The 26375-nt window shown below is 66.5% G+C and carries 22 protein-coding genes; 12 read left to right on the top strand and 10 right to left on the bottom strand.

All coding sequences use genetic code 11. From position 1 onward, the window contains the following. Positions 1 to 19: 19 nt before the first annotated feature. The 6 genes from ACZI8W_RS07135 to crcB all read left to right on the top strand — a co-directional run bounded on the left by ACZI8W_RS07135 (position 20) and on the right by crcB (position 7079). Complete coding sequence (locus ACZI8W_RS07135) at positions 20 to 3277, top strand: arabinosyltransferase domain-containing protein (protein ID WP_463367789.1); 3258 nt, start codon at positions 20 to 22, stop codon at positions 3275 to 3277. Positions 3278 to 3334: 57 nt separating this feature from the next. After that, complete coding sequence (locus tag ACZI8W_RS07140) at positions 3335 to 4633, top strand: glutaminase (protein WP_463367790.1); 1299 nt, start codon at positions 3335 to 3337, stop codon at positions 4631 to 4633. A 358-nt stretch (positions 4634 to 4991) separates the two neighbouring features. Beyond that, positions 4992 to 5849: an alpha/beta fold hydrolase gene (locus tag ACZI8W_RS07145; RefSeq protein WP_463367791.1), complete on the top strand. Its 858-nt coding sequence runs from the start codon at positions 4992 to 4994 to the stop codon at positions 5847 to 5849. 200 nt (positions 5850 to 6049) lie between these two features. Beyond that, positions 6050 to 6232, top strand: a complete 183-nt coding sequence (locus ACZI8W_RS07150) for a hypothetical protein (protein ID WP_463367792.1) — start codon at positions 6050 to 6052, stop codon at positions 6230 to 6232. A 41-nt stretch (positions 6233 to 6273) separates the two neighbouring features. Continuing rightward, positions 6274 to 6711, top strand: a complete 438-nt coding sequence (locus ACZI8W_RS07155; protein WP_463367793.1) for a fluoride efflux transporter FluC — start codon at positions 6274 to 6276, stop codon at positions 6709 to 6711. Continuing rightward, positions 6711 to 7079: a fluoride efflux transporter CrcB gene (crcB, locus tag ACZI8W_RS07160; RefSeq protein ID WP_463367938.1), complete on the top strand. Its 369-nt coding sequence runs from the start codon at positions 6711 to 6713 to the stop codon at positions 7077 to 7079. Before ACZI8W_RS07155 ends, crcB begins: the two co-directional genes overlap by 1 nt. A 381-nt stretch (positions 7080 to 7460) precedes the next feature. Here the strand turns inward: crcB and ACZI8W_RS07165 are convergent, their stop codons facing one another. Then, positions 7461 to 9656: a sensor histidine kinase gene (locus ACZI8W_RS07165; RefSeq protein WP_463367794.1), complete on the bottom strand. Its 2196-nt coding sequence runs from the start codon at positions 9654 to 9656 to the stop codon at positions 7461 to 7463. Positions 9657 to 9917: 261 nt separating this feature from the next. Between ACZI8W_RS07165 and ACZI8W_RS07170 the strand changes: the two genes are divergently transcribed. Beyond that, entirely contained in the window at positions 9918 to 10871 is a 954-nt protein-coding gene (locus tag ACZI8W_RS07170; RefSeq protein ID WP_463367795.1) for a LysR family transcriptional regulator, read from the top strand. Between the two features lie 51 nt (positions 10872 to 10922). Here ACZI8W_RS07170 and ACZI8W_RS07175 read toward each other — a convergent pair whose 3' ends face one another. The 9 genes from ACZI8W_RS07175 to ACZI8W_RS07215 all read right to left on the bottom strand — a co-directional run bounded on the left by ACZI8W_RS07175 (position 10923) and on the right by ACZI8W_RS07215 (position 20186). Beyond that, the gene (locus tag ACZI8W_RS07175; protein ID WP_463367796.1) at positions 10923 to 11612 is read right to left on the bottom strand and encodes an SRPBCC family protein; all 690 of its coding nucleotides are present in this window, start codon (positions 11610 to 11612) and stop codon (positions 10923 to 10925) included. A 33-nt stretch (positions 11613 to 11645) separates the two neighbouring features. Beyond that, positions 11646 to 12500, bottom strand: a complete 855-nt coding sequence (locus ACZI8W_RS07180; protein WP_463367797.1) for an FAD binding domain-containing protein — start codon at positions 12498 to 12500, stop codon at positions 11646 to 11648. Next, entirely contained in the window at positions 12497 to 14890 is a 2394-nt protein-coding gene (locus ACZI8W_RS07185; protein WP_463367798.1) for a xanthine dehydrogenase family protein molybdopterin-binding subunit, read from the bottom strand. The genes ACZI8W_RS07180 and ACZI8W_RS07185 overlap by 4 nt, the downstream gene beginning before the upstream one ends. After that, a complete protein-coding gene (locus ACZI8W_RS07190) occupies positions 14887 to 15372 on the bottom strand; it encodes a (2Fe-2S)-binding protein (RefSeq protein ID WP_463367799.1) in 486 nt (161 codons plus the stop codon). Before ACZI8W_RS07190 ends, ACZI8W_RS07185 begins: the two co-directional genes overlap by 4 nt. 141 nt (positions 15373 to 15513) lie before the next feature. Next, complete coding sequence (locus ACZI8W_RS07195; RefSeq protein ID WP_463367800.1) at positions 15514 to 16656, bottom strand: XdhC family protein; 1143 nt, start codon at positions 16654 to 16656, stop codon at positions 15514 to 15516. Further along, positions 16649 to 17752 carry a vWA domain-containing protein gene (locus ACZI8W_RS07200; RefSeq protein WP_463367801.1) on the bottom strand — a complete coding sequence of 368 codons (1104 nt, stop codon included), beginning with the start codon at positions 17750 to 17752 and terminating at the stop codon, positions 16649 to 16651. Before ACZI8W_RS07200 ends, ACZI8W_RS07195 begins: the two co-directional genes overlap by 8 nt. Before the next feature lie 5 nt (positions 17753 to 17757). Beyond that, complete coding sequence (locus ACZI8W_RS07205) at positions 17758 to 18648, bottom strand: AAA family ATPase (protein WP_463367802.1); 891 nt, start codon at positions 18646 to 18648, stop codon at positions 17758 to 17760. Between the two features lie 124 nt (positions 18649 to 18772). Beyond that, positions 18773 to 19546 carry a thioesterase family protein gene (locus ACZI8W_RS07210; protein ID WP_463367939.1) on the bottom strand — a complete coding sequence of 258 codons (774 nt, stop codon included), beginning with the start codon at positions 19544 to 19546 and terminating at the stop codon, positions 18773 to 18775. 22 nt (positions 19547 to 19568) lie between these two features. Next, positions 19569 to 20186, bottom strand: coding sequence for an SACE_7040 family transcriptional regulator (locus ACZI8W_RS07215; RefSeq protein ID WP_463367803.1), 618 nt, complete (start codon positions 20184 to 20186; stop codon positions 19569 to 19571). Between the two features lie 101 nt (positions 20187 to 20287). On the opposite strand from ACZI8W_RS07215, the gene ACZI8W_RS07220 reads away from it, so the two are divergent. From ACZI8W_RS07220 to ACZI8W_RS07240, 5 genes are read left to right on the top strand one after another with little or no spacing between them, the layout of a single operon-like run. Beyond that, positions 20288 to 21874, top strand: a complete 1587-nt coding sequence (locus ACZI8W_RS07220) for a carboxyl transferase domain-containing protein (protein ID WP_463367804.1) — start codon at positions 20288 to 20290, stop codon at positions 21872 to 21874. 5 nt (positions 21875 to 21879) lie between these two features. Further along, the gene (locus tag ACZI8W_RS07225) at positions 21880 to 23886 is read left to right on the top strand and encodes an acetyl/propionyl/methylcrotonyl-CoA carboxylase subunit alpha (protein WP_463367805.1); all 2007 of its coding nucleotides are present in this window, start codon (positions 21880 to 21882) and stop codon (positions 23884 to 23886) included. Continuing rightward, positions 23883 to 25055, top strand: coding sequence for an acyl-CoA dehydrogenase family protein (locus ACZI8W_RS07230; protein WP_463367806.1), 1173 nt, complete (start codon positions 23883 to 23885; stop codon positions 25053 to 25055). The genes ACZI8W_RS07225 and ACZI8W_RS07230 overlap by 4 nt, the downstream gene beginning before the upstream one ends. Next, positions 25052 to 25534: a MaoC/PaaZ C-terminal domain-containing protein gene (locus ACZI8W_RS07235; protein WP_169688945.1), complete on the top strand. Its 483-nt coding sequence runs from the start codon at positions 25052 to 25054 to the stop codon at positions 25532 to 25534. The genes ACZI8W_RS07230 and ACZI8W_RS07235 overlap by 4 nt, the downstream gene beginning before the upstream one ends. Further along, the gene (locus tag ACZI8W_RS07240; RefSeq protein ID WP_463367807.1) at positions 25531 to 26352 is read left to right on the top strand and encodes an HpcH/HpaI aldolase/citrate lyase family protein; all 822 of its coding nucleotides are present in this window, start codon (positions 25531 to 25533) and stop codon (positions 26350 to 26352) included. The genes ACZI8W_RS07235 and ACZI8W_RS07240 overlap by 4 nt, the downstream gene beginning before the upstream one ends. The last annotated feature ends 23 nt before the right edge of the window (positions 26353 to 26375 follow it).

Consider the following 26375-nt stretch of genomic DNA (forward strand, 5'->3'; position numbering starts at 1 on the left):
TCGGATAGCATCGCGTGGCGTGAGTGGAGCCAGCACGACCGAAGACCCTGCCCGGCCATCGGCGGTCGAGCCGTCGGCGACCCGACCCGATGTGAGGAAGGCGCGGGTGCTGGCCCTGGTCGGTGCGCTGGTCGGGATCGTCGCCGCGCTGGCCATTCCGTTCCTGCCGGTGACGCAGACACAGGGGACGCTGAGCTGGCCGCAGGACGGCACCAGCGCGAGTGTCACAGCGCCGTTGGTGTCGTACGCACCCGTCGACCTGGACATCACCATTCCGTGTGCCGTCGCCGGGACCGCTGAGGGCACGACCATCGTCTCGACATCTCCGCAGGGCGCGCCCAACGCCGAGCGGTACGGACTCGTCGCCCGCGTCACAGCTGCGTCCGAAGACCGCGCCGCCACCCTCGAGGTGATCGCGCGCAACACGATGCTGGTGTCGGCACCGATCGACGAGCTGACTCCCGGATGCACGGTCACGGTGAGTTCGGATCCCACCCGCACCGTGGCGTCGATCACCGGTGCGGGCGCGGCCGACACCGAGCAGGTGTTCGAGCGTGACCTCCGGCCGCAGATGGTCGGTGTGTTCACCGGCCTGACGGGCGACCTCCCCGACGGACTGACGGTGGACGCGACCCTCGACACCCGCTTCACGTCGACACCCACCTGGATCAAGCTGCTCGCGATGGCCGTCGCGGTGCTCGCCACCGCGCTGTCGTTGTGGTCGCTGCACCGCCTCGACACCACCGACGGTCGACGCTCTCGCCGCATCCTGCCCGGCTCGTGGTGGTCGTTCCGCCGCACCGACGGCCTCGTCGTCGGGACACTGCTGCTCTGGCACATCATCGGCGCGAACACCGCGGACGACGGTTATCAGCTGGGTATGGCCCGCGCTGCGGGTGAAGCCGGGTACATGTCGAACTACTTCCGGTGGTTCGGTGTACCGGAGTCGCCGTTCGGTACGCCGTTCTACGACGTGCTCGCGCTCATGACCCATGTATCCACGGCAAGTGTGTGGATGCGGTTGCCCGCCCTGATCGCAGGCGTGCTTGCGTGGTGGGTGATCAGCCGCGAGGTGGCACCGCGGATCGGTGCAGCCGTACGCCGGAACTCGATCCCGCTGTGGACGGGCGCATTCGTTTTCCTCGCCTTCTGGTTGCCGTTCAACAACGGCCTCCGTCCGGAGCCGATCGTCGCTACCGGTGTGCTGCTGACCTGGTGTTCGGTGGAGCGCGCGATCGCGACCCGTCGCCTGTTCCCGGCGGCGGTAGCGGTCCTCGTCGGTGCCGTGACCGTCACCGCGGGGCCGTCCGGTCTCATCTGCTTCGCCGCCCTCATCGCCGGTGCGCGGCCGATCGCCCGCATCGTCCTCGCGCGCGGTCGCCAGTTCGGATTCTTCGTGGTGCTCGCACCGATCGTCGCGGCAGGCATGGTGATCCTTGCTGCGGTGTTCGCCGATCAGACGATGGCTGCCGTGCTCGAAATGCAGTCTGCGCATGTCGTCGGGCCGAGTGTGCCGTGGTTCCAGGAGTACCTGCGCTACCAGTACCTGTTGCAGATCACCGTCGACGGGTCGCTCGCGCGGCGCTTCGCGGTGTTCACGATGATCCTGTGCCTGATCACGTCGATCGTGGCACTGTTGCGGCGCGGCGGGAGGATCCCCGGCGCCGCCCCGGGTCCGTCCCGGCGCATCATCGGTATCACCCTCGGCGCGATGGTGCTGATGATGTTCGCGCCCACCAAGTGGACGCACCACTTCGGCATCTACGCCGGTCTTGCAGCTTGCGTGGCGATCGTCGCCGCGGTCGCGGTGGGCCCCACAGTGCTGCGGTCACGCCGCAACCGCGCGCTGTTCGCGGCGGCGGTGCTGTTCACGCTCACGATGTCGTTCATCGGCCCCAACGGCTGGTGGTACGTATCGAGCTACGGCGTGCCGTGGTGGGACAAGCCGCCGTCGGTGGCGGGGTTCGGGTTCTCCACCGTGTTCTTCGGCCTCACCGTGCTGGCGTTGCTGCTCGCGGCATGGTGGCACATCCACCCCGTTGCCTCCAGGCGCACCGACACGCCGTCGCGGCTGTGGTCGATCCCGCCGCTCACGGTTGCGGCCGCCGCGATGGTGCTGTTCGAGGTGCTCTCCCTCGCGAAGGGCGCGGTGTCGCAGTACCCCGGATATTCGGTGGCCCGATCCAACATCGACGCGCTCACCGGAAACTCGTGCGGTCTCGCGAACGACGTCCTGCTCGAGATGGACCCCAACGCGGGAATGCTGGCGCCGCGCAGCGGTGATATCGCAAACGCACTTGTGGCCGAGGGTGGCGACGGATTCTCCCCGGACGGTGTCGCCGATGACCTGACTGCCGACGACGAGACCGCGGACGCCGGCACCGCGAACACCGTCGACTCCGACAACGACCAGACAGCCGGCGGCACGGCCGGCACCCAGGGCGGTACCGGCCGTACCGGTGCGAACGGCAGTACGGTCGCCCTTCCGTTCGGTCTCGAACCCGCCACAACGCCGGTCCTCGGCAGTTTCGGCGGTGGCACCGGCAACGTCACCACCGACTGGTACAGCCTGCCCGCCCCGGATGCGGCGGGCTCGCGCGGCGACATCGTTTCGATCGCGGCAGCGGGACGCATCTTCGCGGTCGACGCCGACGGCACCGAAACCTACGGGCAGCGACTCGAGCTCGAATACGGTGTCACCGAGGGTGATACCGTGCGGGCGCTGGGTACGGTCCTTCCGATCGACATCGGGCCGGCTCCCTCGTGGCGGAACCTGCGGGTGCCGCTCGACTCTCTTCCCGCGGAAGCCGACACGGTGCGGATCGTTGCACACGACCACGCTCTGGCACCGGAGCAGTGGCTCGCGTTCACCCCTCCCCGCGTACCGCAGACACAGACGGCGCAGGCCGTTCTCGGCACAGAGTCCCCGGTCCTGTTGGATTGGGCCGTCGGCCTGAACTTCCCGTGCCAGAATCAGATGCTGCACAGCAACGGCGTCGCCGAGATCCCCGAGTTCCGGGTGCTGCCGGACCGCGTCGGAGCCATCTCGACGAATCTGTGGCAGGACCACTACGGCGGCGGGCCGCTCGGCTGGACGGAGATGTTGCTCGGCGCCCGTACGATCTCCTCGTACCTCGACAACGACTGGCGCCGCGACTGGGGCTCGATCGAGCAGTACCGTCCGTTCGACTCGTCGGCCGAGCCTGCGCACGTGGACACCGAGACGGTGAACCGCAGCGGATGGTGGACCCCGGGACCGATCCAGACATCGTACTGAGTCGGCGAGAGTCGGCGAGAGTCGGCGTGAGGGGGCCGCGTGGGTCAGAATGAGGCCATGCGGTCCCCGATCCCCGACTACCTGACCGAAGTACTCGACACATGTGCAGCAGATTCGGGTGAGCTCGCCCGGTACATCCCGGAGCTGGCGGCGGTCGACCCCGATCGGTTCGCGCTCTCCCTGGTGACGGCGGAAGGCGACGCGTATTCCGTCGGCGACCACCAGGACGCGTTCACGATCCAGTCGATCTCCAAACCGTTCGTGTACGGTCTCGCACTCGAGACCTTCGGGCTCGAAGCCGTACTCGACCACGTCGGTGTGGAGCCGTCCGGTGAGGCGTTCAGTGAGATCTCGCTCGAGCGGAACACCGGTCGTCCGCTCAATCCGATGATCAATGCCGGTGCGCTCGCGACGCACGCCCTCGTGGCGTCTGTTCCACCGGCTGATTCCGGTGTCGAGCGGATCCTGAAGTTACTCTCGTCCTTGGCCGGTCGCGAACTCGACATCGACGAGAAGGTTGCCCGCTCGGAGCTGGACAACGGCTACCGAAACATCGCGCTGGCCAACCTGCTTCGCAGTTACGACGTCTTCACCGGTGATCCGGATGCGGTGGTCGAAGGGTACGTACGACAGTGCGCGGTGCGTGTGACGACGGCCGACCTCGGGATGATGGCTGCAACCCTCGCGAGCGGTGGAATCCAGCCGCGCACGGGCGAACAGATCTTCTCCAGACCTGTGGTGCGTCAGGTGTTGTCGGTGATGGCCACGTGCGGAATGTACGACGCGGCAGGAGATTGGCTGACGACCGTCGGGATTCCCGCGAAGAGCGGCGTGTCCGGCGGGATCATCGGAATTCTTCCGGGGCAGTTGGGAATTGCGGTCTTCTCGCCGCGCCTGGATCGGCACGGTACGAGCGCACGCGGAGTCGAGGTCTGTGAGCGTCTTTCGCACGACATGAATCTGCATCTGATGGATGCTCCGATGGTTGCGCATTCGGTGTTGCGTCGGCGCAGAGAGTTCGGAGACGGAGACACCGCCGTCACCTTGCTGCTGTTGCAAGGTGATCTGCAATTCACCAACGCGGAGGCCATCGTGCGCGAGGTGATCGACGATCCGGTCACCACCCCGCGCTTGGTGCTCGATCTGACACTCGTCCGGTCGGTGTTCCCGGCGGGCAGCCGGGTCTTGCTTGAGGTGATTCGCCGGCTGCACCTGGACGGGGTCGAGGTGATGCTCATCGATCCGGAAGGGCATTTTCCCGACCCCGACGTGGGCAGTGGCTACCGTCCGAGCGTGCTGCAGTCCATCGGCGAGTTGCCGATGGATGTGCAGTGGCGGCGAGGAACGTCCGGCTGACGTTTCGGTTCGGCCCATGCGTCAGCCGGGGCCGACGGAGCGGTCCTCACCCCGGCATCGGTCATCCGTGATGATCTTTCCCGGGATCTGCTGGAGGTCAAGACCGTACGGTGATGTGGCCGGGGCCACGTCGTGATCGGAACGATACTCGCGGATGGTGCTGATGGGGAGGTTGGTGCAGGTCATGCGTGCCATCAGGATCCCTGCTGGCGTGAGTGCCGACGTGTGAGCTACGGTGTCGTGCGGTGTGCCGGAAGTCTGGTCGGCGAGAGATGTGTCGTACGTACGAGAGAAGATCCAAAACATGCCGTTCACCTGTGAAGATGCCGTAGTTGTCCGGATCGGTCGGTGATTGGGAATGCTCACCAAATCCCCATACCGCTGCCCCGGTGATGACAGCGTCATCCACCACGCGTGTGCAGGAATGCTGTCGCACTGGCCGAGGCCGGTCGATGAGCTGGTTGCGCGCACCTCGCTCGGTGAGACCCACGTGCTCAGCGTCGGGCCCGCGACAGGGCATCCGATCGTCGTCCTCGCGGGAGGCGACCTCCCCGCTGCAGGCCTGCGTGATCTGGCCGACGCGTTCGATCCTTCCCGGCGGGTAGTTCTCATCGATCTGCCCGGCCTGCCGGGAGCGAGCGCGTGTACCCGCCCCGAGGGCAACATCCACGCCGCATACGGTCGGTGGCTCACGGAGATCCTCGATGTCCTGGAGATCGGTGTCGTGCCGATCCTGGGGCTCGGATGGGCCGCGTCGGTTGCTGCTGCGATCACCGATGTCGAGCGGATCGAGAAACTCGTCCTCGCCGCGCCGCTCGGTCTGGTGCCACGCGCGCGTTGGCACCGCGCGTTGATTCCGGGTCTTCAGTGGCGCAATGAGCCGAACCTCGAGAACACCGAGCGTTATCTCCGCGCACTCGCGGGCTCGGGATTCGAGCCGGACGATGCCACGCTTCGGTGGTCCTGTCGCGTGGGTGCGTACTGCACCTCGTTGGCGGGGATGCCGCGTATCGGTCGGTCGCTGTGGCAGCGGTGGAACGGCCGCGCTGTCGAGCTCGTGGTGGGCGATCAGGATCCGCTCGTGCATGTCGCCCCGCTCAGGAAGATTGCGGACGAGATCGGCGCGGGGGTCGAGGTCGTGCAGGGTGCGGGACGCCTGCTCCCGGTCGAGGCGCCGGCGCTTCTCGCCGAGGAGGTATTCGCGCCTATCCGGTGAGCTGGGTTACGCGGTTGCTCACCAGCCGGATCCGTCTTCGGACGTGGTGTGACTCAGCTCGCATTCACATCCAAGTTACTGGGTGGTAGACCCGTAACAGACAACCTGTGTGTTCGGAGCGGTCAACTGATCGTTCTCGATCCGGGCGCACAGCCGTGGCGCCGGTACCCCACCTGGCACACCCGCACGAAAGGTTCAGCATGCTCTTCAGCGCGATGTTTCCCCTGGCCGGCCGCAGCAAGCATCGCCCCGCGCCGGTAGCGGCGGCCGCAAACCCGTCGGCAGAGTCGCTGCGTGTGACCGCTTCGGCCTTGCGGGCGTGGGGTGCGGAGGTCGACGCTGACGAACTCGACGTCCGGGCTTCGCGAGTGGCCGCTTCGTAGTGTGAGCGGTAGGTTCCTGTTCCTCACGGAAGGAACCGTCTGTGGTCGACGACCGAGGTGCGTTCGCGCATCGCCGACCGTCCGCGCTTGTCGCGGTCGCCATCGGCGGCGCGATCGGCACTCTCGGTCGCTATTGCGTCGGCCTGTTGCTTCCTGTGGCGTCCGGCGGTTGGCCCGTGGGCACGTTCGCGGTCAATCTGATCGGGGCCTTCGCTCTCGGCCTCTTGCTCGAGACGCTGCTTCGGACGGGCCCCGATACCGGGCGTCGCCACCTGTTTCGTCTTGCCGCGGGAACGGGCCTGCTCGGCGCATTCACGACGTACAGCACCTTCGCCGTCGACATCGCCTTGCTCGGACGTGATGGCAGTGTGGCGCTCGCTGCGTCGTACGCGGTCGTGTCGGTGCTTCTCGGCGTGTGTGCCGCGGGTGCGGGCATCGTGGTGGGTGCGCGCGTCGTCAGGCGGCGTACATGTCCGTGATGTCCCTGTGGGTCGCCCTTGCCGGAAGTCTGGGTGCCCTGGCGCGGTTCGTGGTGGACGGTGAGATTCGCAGTCGTCGACGCCTCCATTTCCCGTGGACGACGCTTCTGGTGAATGTGTCGGGAGCGTTGTTGCTGGGGCTCTTGGTGGGTCTTGTCCTGTTTCACGAAGCGGATCAGCGACTCGAGATCGTCCTCGGTGTCGGGTTCTGCGGCGGGTACACCACGTTCAGCACGGTCAGCGTCGAAACCGTTCGGCTGCTCCAGGAGGGCAGGTACCGCGCCGCCTTGTTCGGGGCGCTGGGAACCGTGATCCTCACGGTTGCGGCGGCGGCCACCGGTCTCGCGGTCGTCTGGTCCGCATCGTGACGGCGAACGCCTGGACGGGGGCGCGACGCCGGGCTACCCCCGACGGGTGCAATCTCAGCCCGGCGCCGCTGGTCGGTCTCCCGTGACGGGATAGCTACGACCGTAGGCGAAGATAACGGAAAGGTCACGCCACGGCTGCGACCGATTCGGGCGACCAGGGCGGAGCGTGCCGGCATTATCGCTGGTAGATCTCGAAATTGAGCAGGTAGAGGCCCGAGCGGATTTTTCCTGCCGGTAGGACTGCCGCCACGTTGACCGGTACAGATTGCGAAAACATCACGATCATTGTGCGGGCGCTGCGCCGAGCTGGAGGGGAACCGGCACGTACGGCTGACGAGGGTGTCGTCAGCCGTACGTGGTGGTAGTCGGAGGAAACCGTACTCAGTCTTCGCGTCTGCCCGGCCGCTGCTCGGGCAGACGACCACGCTGGACGGTCGGGCTCGGGCCGGGGTTCGGTGGTCGGGGTCCGCGATCCTGCTGCCGGTCGCCGAAGCCTTCGCGACCCTGATCGCTCCCGTACGGCCGACCGTAGAGCAGGTTCGGGTCGTACGGGGCGCTCGGGTCGTACAAGGCCGTGTCTTCGGAGAACGAAGTTCTCGGTGGCTGTTGTCCCGCAGGTCGTTCGGAAATCTCCTGTGCGAGCGGGTACGGATTGATAGCGTGCTCGGTCTCCGCTGCCGATCGCTCCAGCCGGCGCGGACGGTCGATCTGGTACGTGTCCGTGACAGAGTTGCCCACTCCTTTGAGAAGCCGGATGGGCAGGTAGACGCTCGCGGTGATACCGGCGTTGGTCGTGGAATCGAAGGTGGGGCGCAGACGCACCGTGATCCCATTGCGTGCCGCGAGGCGCGCGACCACGAACAAACCCATCCGTCGGGCAGCGCCCCAGCTGCTCTCGTCGTCGTTCGAGAGCCGTTCGTTGATGTCGACCAGTTCTTCGTCCGGGATCCCGATACCGCGGTCGGCGATCTCGAGGAGCAACCCGCCGTCGACGGCGCGGGAGAACGCGAACGCGACGGTGCTGTCCGGCGGGGAAGCGCGGAGCGCATTGTCGAGTAGCTCGGCGACGAGGTGCACGATGTCTGCGACCGAGCTGCCGAGCAGGCTGCCTTCCGGTGCGTTGCCGAAATCGACGCGCTGGTAGTTCTCGACCTGGGAAACCGCGGCGCGAAGCACGTCGCCCAACGGGGTGTCGGGCACGCGTCCCACGCGCTGACGGGTGCCGGCAAGGACGAGCAGCGAATCACCGGTGCGCCGCATACGCGCGGCGAGGTGGTCGAGCGCGAACAGGCTCTGGAGCCGCGCGGGGTCGCGTTCTTCGTGCTCGAGCGAGTCGATGAGTGTGAGCTGCTGCTCGACGAGGGTCTTGTTCCGTCGCGCGAGGGTTTCGAGCATCTCGTTAACCTGACGGCGAAGTGCGGCCTGCTCACCTGCGAGACGGAGTGCTCCGACGCTCATGCTGTCGACGGCGCGGGCGACCTCACCGATCTCCTCCCGCGTGGTGATCCGAACGGGTTCGAGATTGACCGTCTCGATGTCGGCCCCGTTCTTGATGTCGGCGATCGCTTCCGGCAGGCTGATCTCGGCAGCCCGGAGCGCATCGTTGCGCAGGCGCCGCAATGGCCGGATCAGAGAAGCCGCAACGAGCAGTGCAAGGCCGAGAGCTGTTGCGAGGATGATGGCTACGCCGATCACCGTGCCCCAGGCCTCCCTCTCGGCTCTGGAGGCGAGACCATCGAGTGTTGCGACGATGCTGTTGCCGGTGGTTTCGACCACCTCCTGGTAGACGATCAGGGTCGCGAAGATGGAATTACGCAGTGCCGAGACGTCGGTGGACGCGTCGTCGATGCCCGCAATGAGGGCGCGTCGCTGCTCCATCTGCGAGTTGAGAGTGCCCGCCAGTTCTGGATCGTTCACCGTCTCGAGGAACAATGCGAGCTTGCCTGCCTCGGCGGACTGCGCGCTGGTGAACATCAGACTCGCTGCCTCGGAGCCGTCCATGAGTGCGCCGAACGCGACGATCTGGTCGATGATCTCCCACTGCGTGTCCCAGGTGGAGAGCAGCAGAACGGAATCGGCGAGTACATCCGCGTCGGAGGTCGCGTCGACGACATCTCGGAGCACCAGGGTGAGTCGGGAGACGAATCCCTGGAGTTGTTCGTGGAGTGCCTCGCGCGGAGTTCCGCCCTGCACAGTGCTCTGGTAGAGGGCCTCGCCTTCCCGGACAGCGCGCGACACCGAACCCCTGAGCTCGGGTTCGAGCTTGTCGCCGGCAAGGAACTCGTCGAGCGTGGGTTGACTCTCGGTGATGATCGCTGCGGCATTGTCGGTGGGCAGGTGGATCATTGTTGCCATTGCAGCACCCGCAATGCCCATGCTCCACTGCGTGAGTGACGGGATGATCGTTACCTGCTGGGCTTGCTCGGTGTAGCGATTCGCCTCTTGGACGGTGTCGTAGGCGCGCAGGCCGCCGTAGAGCGATGCGGCGGTGAGAGGCACGACGACAACCGCCGTGACCTTCTGCCACAGGCGCCAGTTGTCCGGTGACGGTAGCCGTAGGTTGCGGAAGCGGCTCATGGGGGTGGGCCAGGCCTTTCTGGTCCGTGTCGTGCACGGGCCGGGCCGAAATCGGGATATGTCCTGGGAGAGGTTCGGCAATCTAACACTCAACCAGTGAGATCTGGGTCAGATTAGGGCCGTTTCATGTGCTGATACAAATTGCATGTCCGATTCGTATAGCAGGTACTCGCTGCACCGAATACCGGACGATCAGTATGTAACGGGCGGCTGGGATAGGATTCCGGAGGCCGGGCGATCCCCACAACGAGGAGGAATGCGGTGGAGCTGCGACGAGTCGATCTGAATCTGCTCGTTGTCCTCGATGTTCTGCTCACCGAATGCAATGTGACGAAGGCTGCACGGCGCCTGAACATGTCGCAACCTGCCACCAGTACAGCGCTGGCGCGACTGCGCAAGCAATTCGACGACCCGCTTCTCGTCAAGCGCGGCCGCACGCTCCGGCCGACACCTCGTGCGCTCGCCCTCGCCGAGCCACTGCGACGTGTGCTGTCCACCGTGGAGCGGTCGATCCTCACCGTTCCCGACTTCGATCCCGCCTCGGCCGAACGCGCGTTCGCGCTGCTGACCGGGGATTATTCGGAGGTGACGCTGCTGCGGAACCTCCTGCGCCGGAATCGCTATCGCTCGCACGGTATCCGATTCGACATGCAGCCGCTGTCGGCGGCCGGCATCGAAGCCTTCCACCGGCACGAGGTCGACATCGCAGTGGTGCCCGAGCAACTTCTCTCCTCATCCGAATTCGAACGATGTCACCGCCGGCTCGTTCTCACCGACCGATACGTAGGGGTCGTGTGGAGTGGCCACCCGTATGCGGGTGTCGAACTCACCTCGGATGTGCTGGTCGGCTATCCGCTGCTGTCCCATCTGCCGTACGGCGGCGACCAGAGCCTGGACCGCACCCTGGCTCGGGCCGGAATCGCCACGCGGGCATCGGCGACCACCACGAACATCGCGGTACTGCCGTATGTACTCGAGATGACCGATCTCGTGACGATCATCCCGGAACGCATGGCCCGGCGGATCGCCTGTGTCCCACAATTGCGGATTCTCGAACCGAACTTCTCGCTTCCTGCTGTGCAGGAGTGGGCGGTGTGGCACGAGGAGTTCGACGACGACCCCGGCCACCGCTGGCTCCGTACCGAATTGTCGGTGAGCGCCACCCCGGATCTGGCTGCCGAACTGCACACCACACGTCTCTCCGCGGTGACCTGAGCAGTGTCGGGGTCACCGCGGAGAGACGTGGTGATCAGTGCTGTGTGGTGATCAGTGCGACCGCTTGCGGAGGATCACCGCGACGATCACGACGAGAATCGCGACCACCCCCACGACCGGCGCGATGCGTTGCATCGCGGAGCCGCCCGCGTAGTGCATGAGATCGATCGGCTCGGCTTCGGGCTGTGCTCTCGGTGCTGGCGCGGGCGACTTCGGTGCGTGCTCAGGTGCCGGCGGGGTGGTTGCCGGTGTCGCAGCACTCGTGCCGTCGGCCGGTGTTTCCTCGGGCTCGGCCACAGCCGGGCCGAGCTTCTCGGACAAGCACGCCGCGAATTGCTCGAGGATTTTGCCGCCGACGTCCGAGATCATGCCGCGGCCGAACTGCGCCGGCTTGCCCGTGATCGTCATGTCGGTGGTCACGGTGCCGTCGGTGCGGTCGCCCTCGCCGGTGAGCACAATGGTGATGGTCGCGCTCACGGTTCCGTTGCCCCGCGCGTCCTTCGCGTTCGCTTCGATGACTGCCCGCTTGGCCGACTCGTCCTTCTCGACGTAGACGCCGGTGCCCTTGTAGGTGAGTGCAACCGGACCCAGCTTGACCTTCACCGTGCCGGTGAAGGTATCGCCGTCCACACCGGTCAGGGTCGCCCCGGGCATACACGGTGCAACCTTTTCCGGGTCGAGTAGCGCGGCCCACACCTCGTCGACGGGTGCCGGTACGGACAGCTGGTGTTCGAGTTGCATCGGTGTCTCCTACGTCGTTGCTGCGGGGGCGACTCAGAGCCCCACCGCGGTCGTCACGGCCCGCCGTGTGAGGACTTCCGCCAGGTGGCGTCGGTACTCGGCGTCGGCGTTGCCGTCGGTCATCGGGTCGGTCCCGTCGGCCGCGTGTGCGGCGGCCGACGTGATCGTGTCGGCGGTGGCCGCGTGCCCGACGAGTGCTTCTTCGACCGCGCGGGCCCGCACGGGCACCGCAGCCATGTTCGTCAGGGCGACCTTCGCGTGTCGGATCGTGCCATCATCGACGTCGATTGTCGCTGCGACACCCACGATCGACCATTGTTGCGCAACTCGATTGAACTTTTCGTAGCGTGCCACCCATCCGGTGTGCTTGGGGATCCGGATTTCCGTGAGGATTTCGCCGGGTCCCACCGCGGTGGTGAAGTAGTCCTGGAAGAAGTCGGCCGCCGCGAGGCTACGCCGCCCGGCAGCACCGACGACGACGAACTCCGCGTCGAGCGCCAGCACCGGAGCAGACAGATCTCCGGCCGGGTCGGCGTGCACGAGCGCACCCCCGAGTGTTCCGCGGTGGCGGATCTGTGGGTCGGCGACGGTGGCTGCGGCCTCGGTCAGCAACCTCGCGTGCTGCGCGACCAGCGGATCATGCAGCACCTCGTAGTGCGTGGTGGTTGCCCCGATCACCAGTGTGTCGCCGTCTTCGCGGATACCGCGCAGGTCAGGAACCCGACCGAGATCGACGACGGTGGTCGGGGCCGCCATGCGGAGCCGAAGCACCGGCATCAGGCTCTGCCCTCCCGCCAGCACCTTGGCGTCCTCACCGGCGTTGTTCAGCGCGGTGACGGCCTCGTCGAGTGTGGTCGGGGCGGCGTACTCGAATTCGGCGGGGATCATCGGTTTTCCTCCTGGGCGGAACGGATCGCGTGCCAGACCCGCATGGGTGTGCACGGCATGTCGATGGCCCGGACTCCGAGCGGACGGAGCGCATCGAGCACGGAGTTGACCACGGCGGGTGTCGAGGCAATCGTTCCGGCCTCGCCGACCCCCTTGACTCCGAGGGGATTCCCGGGGGCCGGGGTTTCGGTGCGATCGGTGGTGAAGTGCGGTAGGTCCACCGCCGTCGGCAGCAGATATTCGGCGAACGAGCCGCTGAGCAGTGTTCCGGTTTCGTCGTGGACGGCCTCCTCGTACAGTGCCTGAGCGATGCCCTGCGCCAGACCGCCATGTACTTGACCCTCCACGATCAGTGGATTCACCACGTGCCCGATGTCATCGACGCACACGTACTTGCGGATGCGCACGTACCCCGTCTCGGTATCGACCTCGACGGCGCACAGGTGCGTACCATGCGGGTACGAGAAATTGTCGGGGTCGTACGTCGCCTCGGAATCGAGATTCGGTTCGACTCCGTCGGGCAGGTCGTGGGCGGCGAACACCGCGAGCGCGACGTCGGTGAGCGCAACCGCCTTCTCGGTACCCTTCACCGTGAATCGGCCTGCGGCGAACTTGAGATCGTCCTCGGAACATTCCATCAGGTGGGCCGCGATCGGCCGGGCCTTTGCCACCACCTTCTCGGCGGCCTTGACCACGGCGATGCCACCGACTGCCAGCGAACGCGACCCGTACGTGTCGAGTCCGCGGGGCGACGATTGAGTATCTCCATGCAGGATTTCGATGTCGTCGAACGGAATTCCCAGCTGGTCGGCGACGATCTGACTCCACGCCGTCTCGTGCCCTTGGCCGTGCGCCGACGACCCGGTGACCACTTCGACCTTGCCGGTCGGCAGCATGCGGACGGACGCGTGTTCCCAACCGCCTGCCCCGTACGACAACGACCCGAGCACTCGCGACGGGGCGAGACCGCACATTTCGGTGAACGTCGAGACCCCGATGCCGAGTTGCACGGGATCCTTCGCTTCGCGCCGCTGCGCCTGCTCACGACGCAGGCCGTCGTAATCGAACAGTTCGAGGGCCTTCGCGGTGGCCGCTTCGTAATTGCCCGAGTCGTATGTCAGCCCCGCCACCGAAGCGAACGGGAACTCCTCGTGCTTGATCCAGTTCTTCTCACGGACTTCGATCGGATCCATGGACAGCTCGGCAGCGAGTTCGTCCATCATGCGTTCGATCGCGAATGTCGCCTCGGGACGTCCGGCCCCGCGGTATGCGTCGGTAGGCACCTTGTTGGTGAACACGTTGGTGCAGGTGAAGTGGTAGGAGTCGAACTTGTAGATGCCGCTGAACATGAACGCCCCGAGGATCGGCACCCCGGGAGTGACGAGACGCAGGTAAGCGCCCATGTCGGCGAGCAGTTCGACCTTGAACCCGGTGACAGTGCCGTCGCGCCGGGCCGCGAGCGTGAGCTTCTGGATCTGGTCGCGCCCGTGATGCGCGGCGACCATCGATTCACTGCGGGACTCGGTGTACTTGACGGGCTTGTGGAGCCGGCGTGCGATGAGCAGCGTGAGAACTTCCTCCGGCGTCACCTGCAGTTTGCCGCCGAACCCGCCACCGACGTCGGGCGCGATCACCCGCAGCTTGTGCTCGGGGATGCCGAGCGACATCGCCAGCATCAGCTTCAGGACATGCGGCACCTGGGTGGCCGACCACATGGTGATCTGGGTGGCGGTCGGATCGACCACCACCGACCGGGGTTCCATGAAGGCGGGTATCAGGCGTTGCTGGCGGAAGGTGCGTTCGATGAGCACTTCCGCATCGCGAATCGCGTCCTCGACATTACCTCCGCTACCGGCCTCGGCGGAGTCGAATGTCCAGGTGGCGCTGCGGTTGGAGCCGAGATCGGGATGGACCAGTTCGGTGTCGGCGGCGGCGTCGGCGAGGTCGAGGACCACCGGCAGATCCTCGTAGTCGACGTCGATGACGTCGAGCGCGTCGTGCGCCTCGTAGGCGGTGCGGGCTACCACGACAGCAACCGCCTCACCGGCGAAGTTGACCGTGTCGACGGCCAGTGACGGGGCGGGCGGAGCTTTCTGGTCTTCGGTGATCGGCCACGCGCACGGGAGGCTTCCCTGCTCGTCTGCGAGGTCGGCGCCGGTGTACACGGCAATGACACCCGGGAGCTTCTTCGCTTCGTCCACGTCGATGCCCGTGATGCGGGCGTGCGAGAAGGGGCTGCGCAGGATCGCGGTGTGCAGCATGCCGGGGAGCACGATGTTGTCGGTCCACCGGGTCCGGCCGGTGATGAGGTGTTCGTCCTCCTTGCGGCGGCGCGACTGCCCGATCTCGAGGTCGTTCGAGCTGGCGGTGCGTGATTCGGTGGTGGTCATCGCGCTTCCTCCGCTCGGGTTCCCTGCATGCGCCGGGCCGCGTCCTGTGCGGCAGCGACGATGTTCTGATACCCCGTGCAGCGACAGAGATTCCCTTCGAGCCCGTGGCGAACCTGCTCTTCGTCGGGGTCGGGGTTCTCGTTCAACAGATCGACGGTCGCCATGATCATGCCGGGTGTGCAGTAGCCGCACTGCAAGGCGTGGGTCTCGCGGAATGCCTCCTGGACGGGGTGTAGCGCGCCGTCCTTGGAGAGCCCCTCGACCGTCGTGACGGCCCTGTCGTCGGCCTGCACAGCGAGCACCGAGCAGGATTTGACGCTCTTGCCGTCCAGCAGGACGGTGCACGCTCCGCAGTTGCTGGTGTCGCACCCGACGACGGTGCCCACTTTCCCGAGTCGTTCCCTCAGGTAGTGGACGAGAAGGAGTCGGGGTTCGACGTCGTCGGTGTAGACCGCTCCGTCGACCGTGACAACGATGCGCATCGGACCTCCCAGTGCTTCGCACAGTCCCGTGTGGGCGCCTCAGTGATATGGATCACTTTCAGCTTCCTGCATTCCATGCGTAGAAAGGAGGTGATTGACGGAATCTCTCGGCCACATCGGCGCCCAGTACTACTGATCTGCTCAGCGGGGCGGGTGCGGCGACAACTCCTCGTGTGTGTGGATCGGACCCTGCCGGTCCGCGAGACGTTGTCCGCCCCCGCCCCAGCGTGCCGCGATGATCTCGGCGCCGATCGACACCGCGGTCTCCTCGGGGGTGCGGGCACCGAGGTCGAGTCCGATCGGTGAGCTCAGCTTCGCGAGTTCGCCCTCGGTCATGCCGATTTCGCGCAGGCGGGCAAGCCGGTCGTCGTGCGTGCGGCGCGAGCCCATCGCTCCCACATAGGCGACCTCGATCCGCAACGCCACCTCGAGGAGCGGCACGTCGAACTTGGGGTCGTGGGTGAGCACCGCGATCACCGTGCGTCGGTCGACCCGGCCGGCCTCGTGCTCGGCGGCGAGGTAGCGGTGCGGCCAGTCGACGACCACGTCGTCGGCTCCCGGGAATCGTGCCGGGGTCGCGAACACAGCGCGGGCGTCGCACACCGTCACCCGGTAGCCGAGGAACGCACCGAGCGTGGCCATCGCGGCCGCGAAATCGATCGCGCCGAACACCAGGAGACGCGGTCGCGGCTGGAATGCGTTGATGAACACCGACATGCCCTCGCCGCGGCGCTGACCGTCCGGTCCGTAGTGCAGGGTTCCCGAGCGGCCCACGTCGAGCAGCCCGCGGGCGTCGTCGGTGACCGCGTCCGTCATGCGGGTGGAGGGAAGCGCGCCGTCGGTCCGGTCGGGCCACACCGCCATGCGTCGTCCGACCACTGTGGGATCAGGATGTTCGGTGACCGTGGCAACCGCGACGGGTTCACCTGCGTGAACCGAGTCGATGACGTCACCGAGCGCGGTGAACTCAGCGGGGGCGATGCGTTCGACGAAGACATCGATGATGCCGCCGCACGTCAGGCCGACCGCGAATGCGTCGTCGTCGGAAACCCCGTACCGCTGCAGGACTGCGTTGCCGTCGGCGATGACCTCCTGGCCCAGTTCGTAGACCGCACCCTCGACGCATCCGCCGGACACACTGCCGGTGACGGTGCCGTCGCCGGCGACGAGCATCGAGGCGCCCGCTTCGCGTGGCGCAGACCGGAATGTCGAGACGACGGTGCCCAGCGCGACGGTCTCACCGGCACGGTACCGGCGTTCGAGTTCGTCGAGAACATCACGCACGGTGGACCTCCTTCAACAGTTCTTCCAACGTCGCCAGGCTGTGCCCGGCGAGCAACCGGTCCAGATACGGGAACGCCGCCGCGATCCCGGACTGGATGGGTTGGTAGCCGTCGGCACCAGCGTGGGGGTTGACCCACAGTACGGCGTGGGCGAGCCTGCGCAACTGTGCCATCTGTTCGGCCAGCAGCGATGTGTCGCCGCGTTCCCAGCCGTCCGAGAAGATGACGACCACGGCGCCGCGGGCGACCCCCCGCCGACCCCAGCGGTCGAGGAAGGCACGCAAGGTGTCGCCGAGACGGGTACCACCGGCCCAGTCGGGGACGGTGTTCGATGCCGCGGCGAGCGCGTGTTCGGGGTCGCGGGCGCGCAGAGCACGCGACAGGCGGGTCATCCGTGTGCCCAGGGAGAACACTTCGGTGCCCGCCGGGTTGCTGCGGGTGACGACGTGCGCGAAGCGCAGCAGTGCGTCGGCGTAGGGGCTCATGGACCCGGACACGTCGATGAGCAGCACCACTCGACGTGGACGGGTGGTGCGACGGTGCCGTGCCGGCCGGACAGTTTCGCCCCCCGCCGCGAGCATGGCACGCAGGGTGCGTCGCGGGTCGACGGTGCCGCGTCGTGACGGGCGAAGTCGTGCCGCGGGTCGCCTCGGTGGCCAGGGTTTCAGCAGCGTGAGCATTTCGTCGAGGTGGGCACGTTCGGCGGGAGTCAGTTCGGCGATGTCGCGGTGCCGCAAGATCTCGGTGTCGTCGGCCGCGACCTGGAGTCGCGGCGAGTCGTCGCCTCCGGTGTCGGATCCGGTCGGCGAGGTGAGCGCGGCGACCGTCGCGGTGCGTTGCTGCTGTCTTGTGGTGCGGCCGACTGCAGGTAGTTCGCCGCCGAACCAGGCTTCGAACGCGAGGTCGTAGCGGGGAATGTCGTCGGGGTCGCGGCAGAGGGTTGCCCGGCCCGCCCAATACACCTGCGTGGGGTCGCTCGTGTCCACTTCGCGGAGGGCTCGGACGTAGGTGTGGGTGGAGTCGAGCGCTACCGGAAGCCCCGCGTCGGCGAGGGCCCGCGCGAACCCTGCGATGCCGACGAGTGTCCCGTCACTCATGTACCTCAGCCTGCCAGCAGTCGGTCCAGACCGGCACGTGCCACGCGCTCGAGGTCTTCGCGGTACTTGAGGACGGCGCCGAGTGTCGCGGCTGCGGTCGCGGCATCGAGCACCGTGCGGTCGAGTTCGAGCAGCGCTCTGGCCCAATCGAGTGATTCGGCGACACCCGGAGGTTTGAGCAGGTCCGCGTCGCGGAGAGCGTGGACGGCGCGGGCGATCTGTTCGGCGAGCGCAGCATCGATGCCGGGGAGTCGGCGGCGCAGGATCGCGATCTCCCGGTCGAGTCCGGGGTGTTCGACCCAGTGGTAGAGGCAGCGTCGTTTGAGGGCGTCGTGCACTTCGCGGGTGCGGTTGGATGTGAGGATGACCAGGGGCGGAGTACTCGCCCGGATCTCCCCGAGTTCGGGGATGGTCACGGAATGCTCGTCGAGAATCTGCAGCAGGAACGCCTCGAACTCGTCGTCGGCGCGGTCGATCTCGTCGACGAGCAGCACACACGGGGCGTCGGTCAGTGCCTGCAGCAGCGGTCGGGTGAGCAGGAATCGTTCGGTGTAGAGGGAACGTTCGGCGGTATCGGCGTCGAAACTGCCCTCGCTCGCGGCTTCGAGGGTGCGCAGGTGCAGCAGCTGACGGGGAAAATCCCAGTCGTAGAGCGCTTGCGACGCGTCGATGCCCTCGTGGCACTGGAGCCTGATCAACGGCAGATCCAATGCTTCGGCGAGCGCGACGGCCAGCGATGTCTTTCCCGTGCCGGGCTCCCCCTCGCAGAACAGAGGCCGGTCCATGCGCAGCGCGAGGAACGCTGCCATCGCGATGCCCTCGTCGGCGAGGTACCCGGTCGATTCGAGTGATCGTGCCAGGTCTTGCGGGGATCGCACGTGCACTGCCGCTGCCATGCGCCGAGCTTAGGCCGTGATCGGGGCGTTGTACCCGCGACGGCACCTGACAACCGCGAACACGGCAGACAGATACACGCTGTCGACCCGGTGAATTTGTCCGCGGAGCGCGCGTACGCCGTTGTCAGGTTCCGGGACGCACCGTGAGGATCTGCGACATCGTGCCGGCCGGGCCGTGTAGGTCGTGTAGGACGCTGCTGGTCAGGCCGATGCCGTCGGATCCGAACGACACCGTAGTGTCGAAGCCGACCCAGTCGCCGCGGGGCTGTCTGAACAGGTGTGCGGTGAGATCGAGATTGGGGAAGGCGACGGTCTTCGGGTCGGCGCGCACGGTCATGCCGTTGGAGATGTCGAAGAGCCGGACGGCGTGGGCCAGGTCGCTGATCTTCTCGTCGGCGAGTAGCGGAATCGGGGAGCGTACCCAGAACGAGGCCCGTCCCGGCTCGAGCTGGTCGCGCCGAATCTCGGCGGATTCGATGAAACCGCCCGGCCACACCTCGGAGGCGTCCCAGGGCTTCATCTCGTCCGGCGGTGCGATCCGGGGTAGCGCTGTGCCGTCGAGTGCGTCGGTGGCGCCCGGAGTCATGAGCCACGCCCGCAGTCGCACGGCGGCACGCCCGCCGTGGCTGAGCACTGCTTCGACGAGTTCGATGGTGCGACCGGGACGCAGAACCGTCACCTCGACCTCCATGTCGCCGATGGGCAGGACCCCGAGGATGTCGTAGGACAGCCGACCGATCACCAGGCCATCGCCTCGCCGCGTGTCGCGGTCGCATTCGACGACGTGCGCGAGCAGCCCGAATGCGGGTGCGATGTGCTGTTCTTCGACGTTCCACGCGCCACCTACATGCTCGGTCGCGCGGAACGAGTTCGGTCCGGTCCGTTCGAAGTACGCCATTGCCATGTTGCCTCCTCCTGTCCTACTCGGCGTGTGCGGAATCGAGTGCTGCAAGGGCCATGCGCCGCAGCACGGTGCGGGTGCTGCCCGGTGAGCGAGGATCGGCGCTGTGTGGTGTGGAGTTGATGAGCCCGAACGTCGCGTGCGCCATGGTGCGGGCGTCGGATTCGGCCAGTGCCGGATTGACGCGGCACAGCACACCCACCCAGATCTCGACGTAGCGGCGCTGCAGTGTGCGGACCTGGCGGCGTCCCTCTTCGGTGAGTGAGTGCAGTTCGCGATCCTGGACACGGATGAGGTCTTGTTCCCCGAGTGCGAAGTCGAGGTGGAAGTCGACGAGGCCTTCGAGTGTGTCGTGGGGGTCGGAGGTGTTCTTCTCGACCGCGGTGCCGCCGGCGAACAGGCGTCGGCTGATGTCGACGAGGATCTCGGCCAGCAGTGCGTCCTTGTTGGGGAAGTGCCGGTAGACGGCGGGCCCGCTGATGCCGACGGCGGCACCGAGGTCTTCGAGGCGTACACCGGTGAAGCCGCGCTCGGCGATCAGCCTTGCTGCGGCCACCAGGAGCTGTCGCCGCCGCTCGGCTTTGGCCTGCGACCGCGGCGTGAGTGTAGCCGGATCCGCTTGGGCGGCCTGGTTCATGGCGCAACTCCACTCGTCTTGGTCTGGACAACTCGGTTAATCGTAACTAACCTAGAATCTCAGTTAATGGTGATTAGGTCAATCTACCGAGGACGGTGACCGTGACAACCGCTCACGCTCTCTCGAAAACCAGCCGTGACCAGCACGAACAATTGGTCGGAGACCTCCGGGAGAAGCTTGCTGCCGCATCTCTCGGAGGAAGTGAAAAATCCCGCGAACGACACGTCGCACGAGGCAAACTCCTCCCCCGCGACCGCGTCGACGAACTTCTCGACACCGGAAGCCCGTTCCTCGAGCTGTCCCCGCTCGCCGCGAACGGCATGTACGACGACGAGTGCCCCGGCGCCGGCGTCATCACCGGTATCGGCCGTGTCGCCGGTCGCGAGTGCGTGATCGTCGCGAACGACGCCACCGTCAAGGGCGGTACCTACTACCCGATCACCGTCAAGAAGCATCTGCGCGCGCAGGAAGTCGCGCTGCAGAACAAGCTGCCGTGCATCTACCTCGTCGACTCCGGAGGCGCATTCCTTCCGCGGCAGGACGAGGTCTTCCCCGACCGCGAACACTTCGGCCGCATCTTCTACAACCAGGCGACGATGAGCGCGCAGGGGATCCCGCAGATCGCTGCCGTGCTCGGCTCGTGCACCGCCGGCGGCGCCTACGTGCCCGCGATGAGCGACGAGGCCGTGATCGTCCGCAACCAGGGGACCATCTTCCTCGGCGGACCACCCCTGGTGAAGGCCGCGACCGGCGAGGTCGTTACCGCCGAAGAGCTCGGGGGCGGCGATCTGCATTCGAAGGTCTCCGGCGTCACCGACCACCTCGCCGAAGACGACCGCGACGCCCTGCGCATCGTGCGCAACATCATCTCGACCCTCGGACCGCGTACCCCGCGCCCGTGGGAGATCGCACCGACCGTCGAACCCGACGCCGACCCCGCCGAGCTCTACGACGTCGTCCCCACCGATTCGCGCACTCCGTACGACGTGCGGGAGGTCATCTCGCGGGTGGTCGACGGCTCCTCGTTCCACGAGTTCAAGGCCGAATACGGCAAGACTCTGGTCACCGGGTTCGCGCGCATCCACGGCCATCCCGTCGGCATCGTCGCCAACAACGGTGTGCTGTTCGGTGAATCCGCGCTCAAGGGAGCGCATTTCATCGAACTGTGCGACAAACGTTCCATCCCGCTGCTGTTCCTGCAGAACATCTCCGGGTTCATGGTCGGCCGCGACTACGAGGCCGGCGGTATCGCCAAGCACGGCGCGAAGATGGTCACCGCCGTCGCCTGCGCGCGCGTCCCGAAGCTCACCGTCGTCGTCGGCGGCTCGTACGGCGCCGGCAACTACTCGATGTGCGGGCGCGCGTATTCGCCGCGCTTCCTGTGGATGTGGCCCAATGCCCGCATCTCGGTGATGGGCGGCGAGCAGGCCGCATCCGTCCTCGCGACGGTACGGTCGGATCAACTCGACGCCTCCGGTAAACCGTGGTCGGCCGAAGACGAAGAAGCGTTCAAGGCCCCGATCCGCGAGCAGTACGAAGACCAGGGCAACCCCTACTACTCCACCGCGCGGTTGTGGGACGACGGCATCATCGACCCCGCCGACACCAGAAAAGTTCTCGGACTGGCACTCTCGACGTGCGCGAACGCGCCGCTCGAGCCGGTCTCCTACGGCGTCTTCCGGATGTGAGCGAGATGAGTGACAACAAACGCATCGATACAGTACTGGTAGCCAACCGCGGAGAGATCGCCGTCCGCGTCATCCGCACCCTGCGGTCGATGGGTATCCGCTCCGTCGCGGTATTCAGTGAGGCCGACCGCGACGCCCGGCACGTGCGCGAAGCCGACACCGCCGTGCTTCTCGGCCCCGCCGCGGCCCGCGAAAGCTACCTCGTGATCGACAAGGTCATCGCCGCGGCAATCTCGACCGGCGCGCAGGGCATCCATCCCGGTTACGGATTCCTGTCGGAGAACTCGGCTTTCGCGGCCGCGTGCGCCACGGCCGGTATCGCGTTCCTCGGCCCGTCCGCGCATGCGATCGAGACCATGGGCGACAAGATCACCGCGAAGGCCGCGGTCTCGGAGTTCGATGTTCCCGTCGTTCCGGGGATCTCGCGACCGGGCCTGACCGACGACGAGTTGATCGCCGGGGCGGCCGAAGTCGGCTATCCGGTGTTGGTCAAGCCGTCCGCCGGTGGTGGCGGCAAGGGCATGCGGCTGGTGCACGATCCCGCAGATCTGCCCGACGCTCTGGTCTCGGCCCGTCGTGAGGCCGCGTCGTCGTTCGGTGACGACACCCTGTTTCTCGAACGGTTCGTGTTGCGACCGCGCCACATCGAGGTGCAGGTCCTCGCCGACACCCACGGCAACGTCGTCCACCTCGGCGAACGTGAATGCAGTCTGCAGCGTCGCCACCAGAAAGTCATCGAGGAAGCGCCGTCGCCGCTGCTCGATGCGGCCACCCGCGCCCGTATCGGCGCCGCGGCCTGCAACACCGCGCGCAGCGTCGACTACACCGGCGCCGGCACCGTCGAGTTCATCGTCTCCGCCGACGCCCCGGATGAGTTCTTCTTCATGGAGATGAACACCCGACTGCAGGTGGAGCATCCCGTCACCGAGATGGTCACCGGCCTCGACCTCGTCGAATGGCAGGTGCGGATCGCCGCGGGCGAACCGCTCGGTTTCACCCAGGACGACATCACGTTGACCGGCCACGCCATCGAGGCTCGCGTGTACGCCGAAGATCCCGGTCGCGGGTTCCTGCCCACCGGCGGCACCGTCGCCGATGTGGTCGAAGCGAGCGGCACCGGGGTCCGTGTCGACTCCGGTCTGCAGCCGGGCACCGTGGTCGGCAGTGACTACGACCCGATGCTCGCGAAGGTCATCGCGCACGCCGACGACCGGGCCGGCGCACTGCGGCGCCTCGACCGCGCGCTCGCCGACACCGCAGTGCTCGGTGTGGTCACCAACATCGACTTCGCGCGGTTCCTGATCGCTGATCCCGAGGTGGTGGCCGGTGCGCTCGACACCGGTCTGCTCGATCGGCGCGTCGGTGACTACACCGCACCGCAGACGTCCGACGCCGCGCTCGTCGCGGCGGCGGTGCTGCGTTGGCTGCAGCATTGGCCCGACGATACGTCCGATCCGTGGGATGTTCCCGATGGATGGCGTGTGGGTCCGCACCTGCCGACCAGCTACCGGCTCGCGTCGGGTGACCGCACCGCACACGTGCGTCTCGTCGGCACTCCCGATTCCGGCACCGTCAATGTCGAAGACGGCAGAGAGTATTCGCTGTCCGCTGCCCTGGGCGGCTCGGTTCTCGCGGTGGTGCTCGACGGTCGTCGTCACGTGTTCCGCGTTGCGGAGGCCGATGAGGTGATCTGGCTTGCCGACGGACACGGGAGTGTCGCGGTGCGGGAGGTCCGCGAGGCCAGCGTGCGCGGTGGCGACATCCACACCGGCGACGCCGACATCACCAGCCCGATGCCGGGTGCCGTCATCGCCGTCTCCGTCGAGTCGGGCACCGAGGTCACTGCGGGCCAGACGATCGCGATCGTCGAAGCCATGAAGATGGAACACGCGCTGACCGCCCCGATCGACGGCGTCGTCGAACTGTTCGCTTCCGCAGGTGAACAGGTCAAGGTCGATCACCTGCTCGCACGCATCACTCCGCACGCCGACACGAAAGAAGAAGTGGCATGACCGAGGCACCGTCGTACCTGGCCACCGGCCAACTCCCCGACGAATACGAACAGCTGAAGAAGTCCGTCGCCGACTTCGCGCGCACCGTCGTCGCGCCGGTCGCGGCCAAACACGACGCCGAGCATTCGTTTCCCTACGAAGTGGTGCAGGGAATGGCGGAGATGGGTCTGTTCGGCTTGCCCTTTCCCGAGGAGTACGGCGGAATGGGCGGCGACTATTTCGCCCTCTGCCTCGCGCTCGAGGAACTCGGCAAGGTCGACCAGTCGGTCGCCATCACCCTCGAAGCCGGAGTGTCGCTGGGAGCGATGCCGGTCTACCGCTTCGGCACCGACGAACAGAAACAGGAGTGGCTGCCGCAGCTCACCAGCGGTCGTAACCTCGCGGCGTTCGGCCTGACCGAGCCCGGTGCCGGTAGCGACGCGGGCGGCACCAAGACCACCGCGAAGCTCGAGGACGGGCAGTGGGTGATCAACGGCAACAAGCAGTTCATCACCAACTCGGGCACCGACATCACCTCTCTCGTCACGGTCACCGCCGTCACCGGGGTCGATACGAACGGAAAGAAGGAGATCTCGACGATCCTCGTTCCTTCCGACACCCCCGGCTTCGTCGCCGAGCCCGCCTACAACAAGGTCGGCTGGAACGCCTCCGACACCCATCCGCTGACCTTCGCTGACGTGCGCGTTCCCGAAGCGAACCTTCTCGGGCAGCGCGGACGCGGATACGCGAACTTCCTGCGGATCCTCGACGAGGGACGCATCGCGATCGCGGCACTGTCGGTCGGCGCCGCGCAGGGTTGCGTCGACGAATCGATCAAGTACGCCAAGGAACGCGAAGCGTTCGGTACCGCGATCGGCAACAACCAGGCCATCGCATTCAAGATCGCGCGGATGGAAGCGCGTGCCCATACCGCTCGCACCGCCTACTACGACGCCGCGGCAGCCATGCTCGCCGGGAAACCGTTCAAGAAGCAGGCCTCGATCGCGAAGCTCGTGGCCTCCGAAGCAGCCATGGACAACGCACGCGACGCCACCCAGATCCACGGCGGCTACGGGTTCATGAACGAATACGCCGTCGCGCGGCACTACCGAGACAGCAAGATCCTGGAGATCGGTGAGGGCACCACCGAAGTCCAGCTCATGCTCATCGCACGGGGGTTGGGACTGTGAGCGAGACCGAAAAACGAATTACTCAGCGTGGGCTGTGGTTCGAAGAATACGAGCTCGGCGCGATCTACGAGCACCGGCCCGGCCGTACCATCACCGAGGCCGACAACACGCTGTTCACGACGCAGACGATGAACACCCAGGCTCTGCACCTCGACGCCGCGTACGCGGCCGGGACGAGCTTCGGTGAGCGACTGGTGAACTCGATGTTCACCCTGTCCACGATGATCGGGCTGTCCGTCGCGCAGCTCACGCAGGGCACGATCGTCGCGAATCTCGGATTCTCCGAAGTGTCGTTCCCGAAGCCGCTGTTCCACGGCGACACCCTCTACGTCGAAACGAAGATCCTCGACAAGCGCGAATCGAAGAGCCGGCCCGGCGAGGGTATCGTCACGCTCGAGCACACAGGGCGTAACCAGCACGGCGACGTCGTCGGCATCGCGGTCCGCAAAACCCTCGTACAGAAGAGGCCGACCTCATGACATGGCAATTGCCCGGTCCTGCATGGCTGTTCGTCCCAGCAGACCGTCCCGAACGCTACGCCAAAGCGGCCGATCGCTCCGACGTCGTCATCATCGACCTCGAGGACGCGGTATCGGCCGACGACAAGCAGACGGCACGCGACGCACTCGTCGCGACCCCACTGGATCCGGAACGCACCGTCGTGCGAGTCAATCCGGTGGGCACCGCCGATCACGATCTCGACCTCGAAGCGCTGCGCCGTACCTCCTATACCCGTGTGATGCTCCCGAAATGTGAAAGCGCCGACGAGGTGCGCTCACTTGAGCTGCTCGAGGTGGTCGCTCTGATCGAGTCGCCGCTGGGGGTGCTCGCCGTCGAGGAGATCGCGAAGGCGGACAACACGATCGGTGTCATGTGGGGCGCCGAGGACCTGGTCGCGGGTCTCGGCGGCAACTCGAGCAGACGCGCCGACGGCACCTACCGGGCTGTCGCGCAGCATGCGCGGTCGGTGTCGCTGCTCGCCGCGAAAGGCCATGCCTGCTGGGCTCTGGACTCGGTGTACCTCGACATCAAGGACACCGACGGGCTGTACGACGAGTGCCTCGACACGGTTGCCGTGGGTTTCGATATCAAGGTCGCGATTCACCCCGCCCAGATCGAGGTGATCCGCCGAGCGTTCGCACCTACGGAAGAGGAAGCCGACTGGGCGCGGCGCGTGCTTGCCGCTGCGCAAACACAGCGGGGCGTCTTCGATTTCGAGGGCAAGATGGTCGACGGGCCGATTCTGAAGCACGCCGAGCGACTGCTTCAGCGAGCCGAGGCGGGCGCGAAGCCCTGATTGTCGCGTACCGAGGGGGAGGT

Source organism: Rhodococcus ruitaii (genome assembly GCF_055230935.1).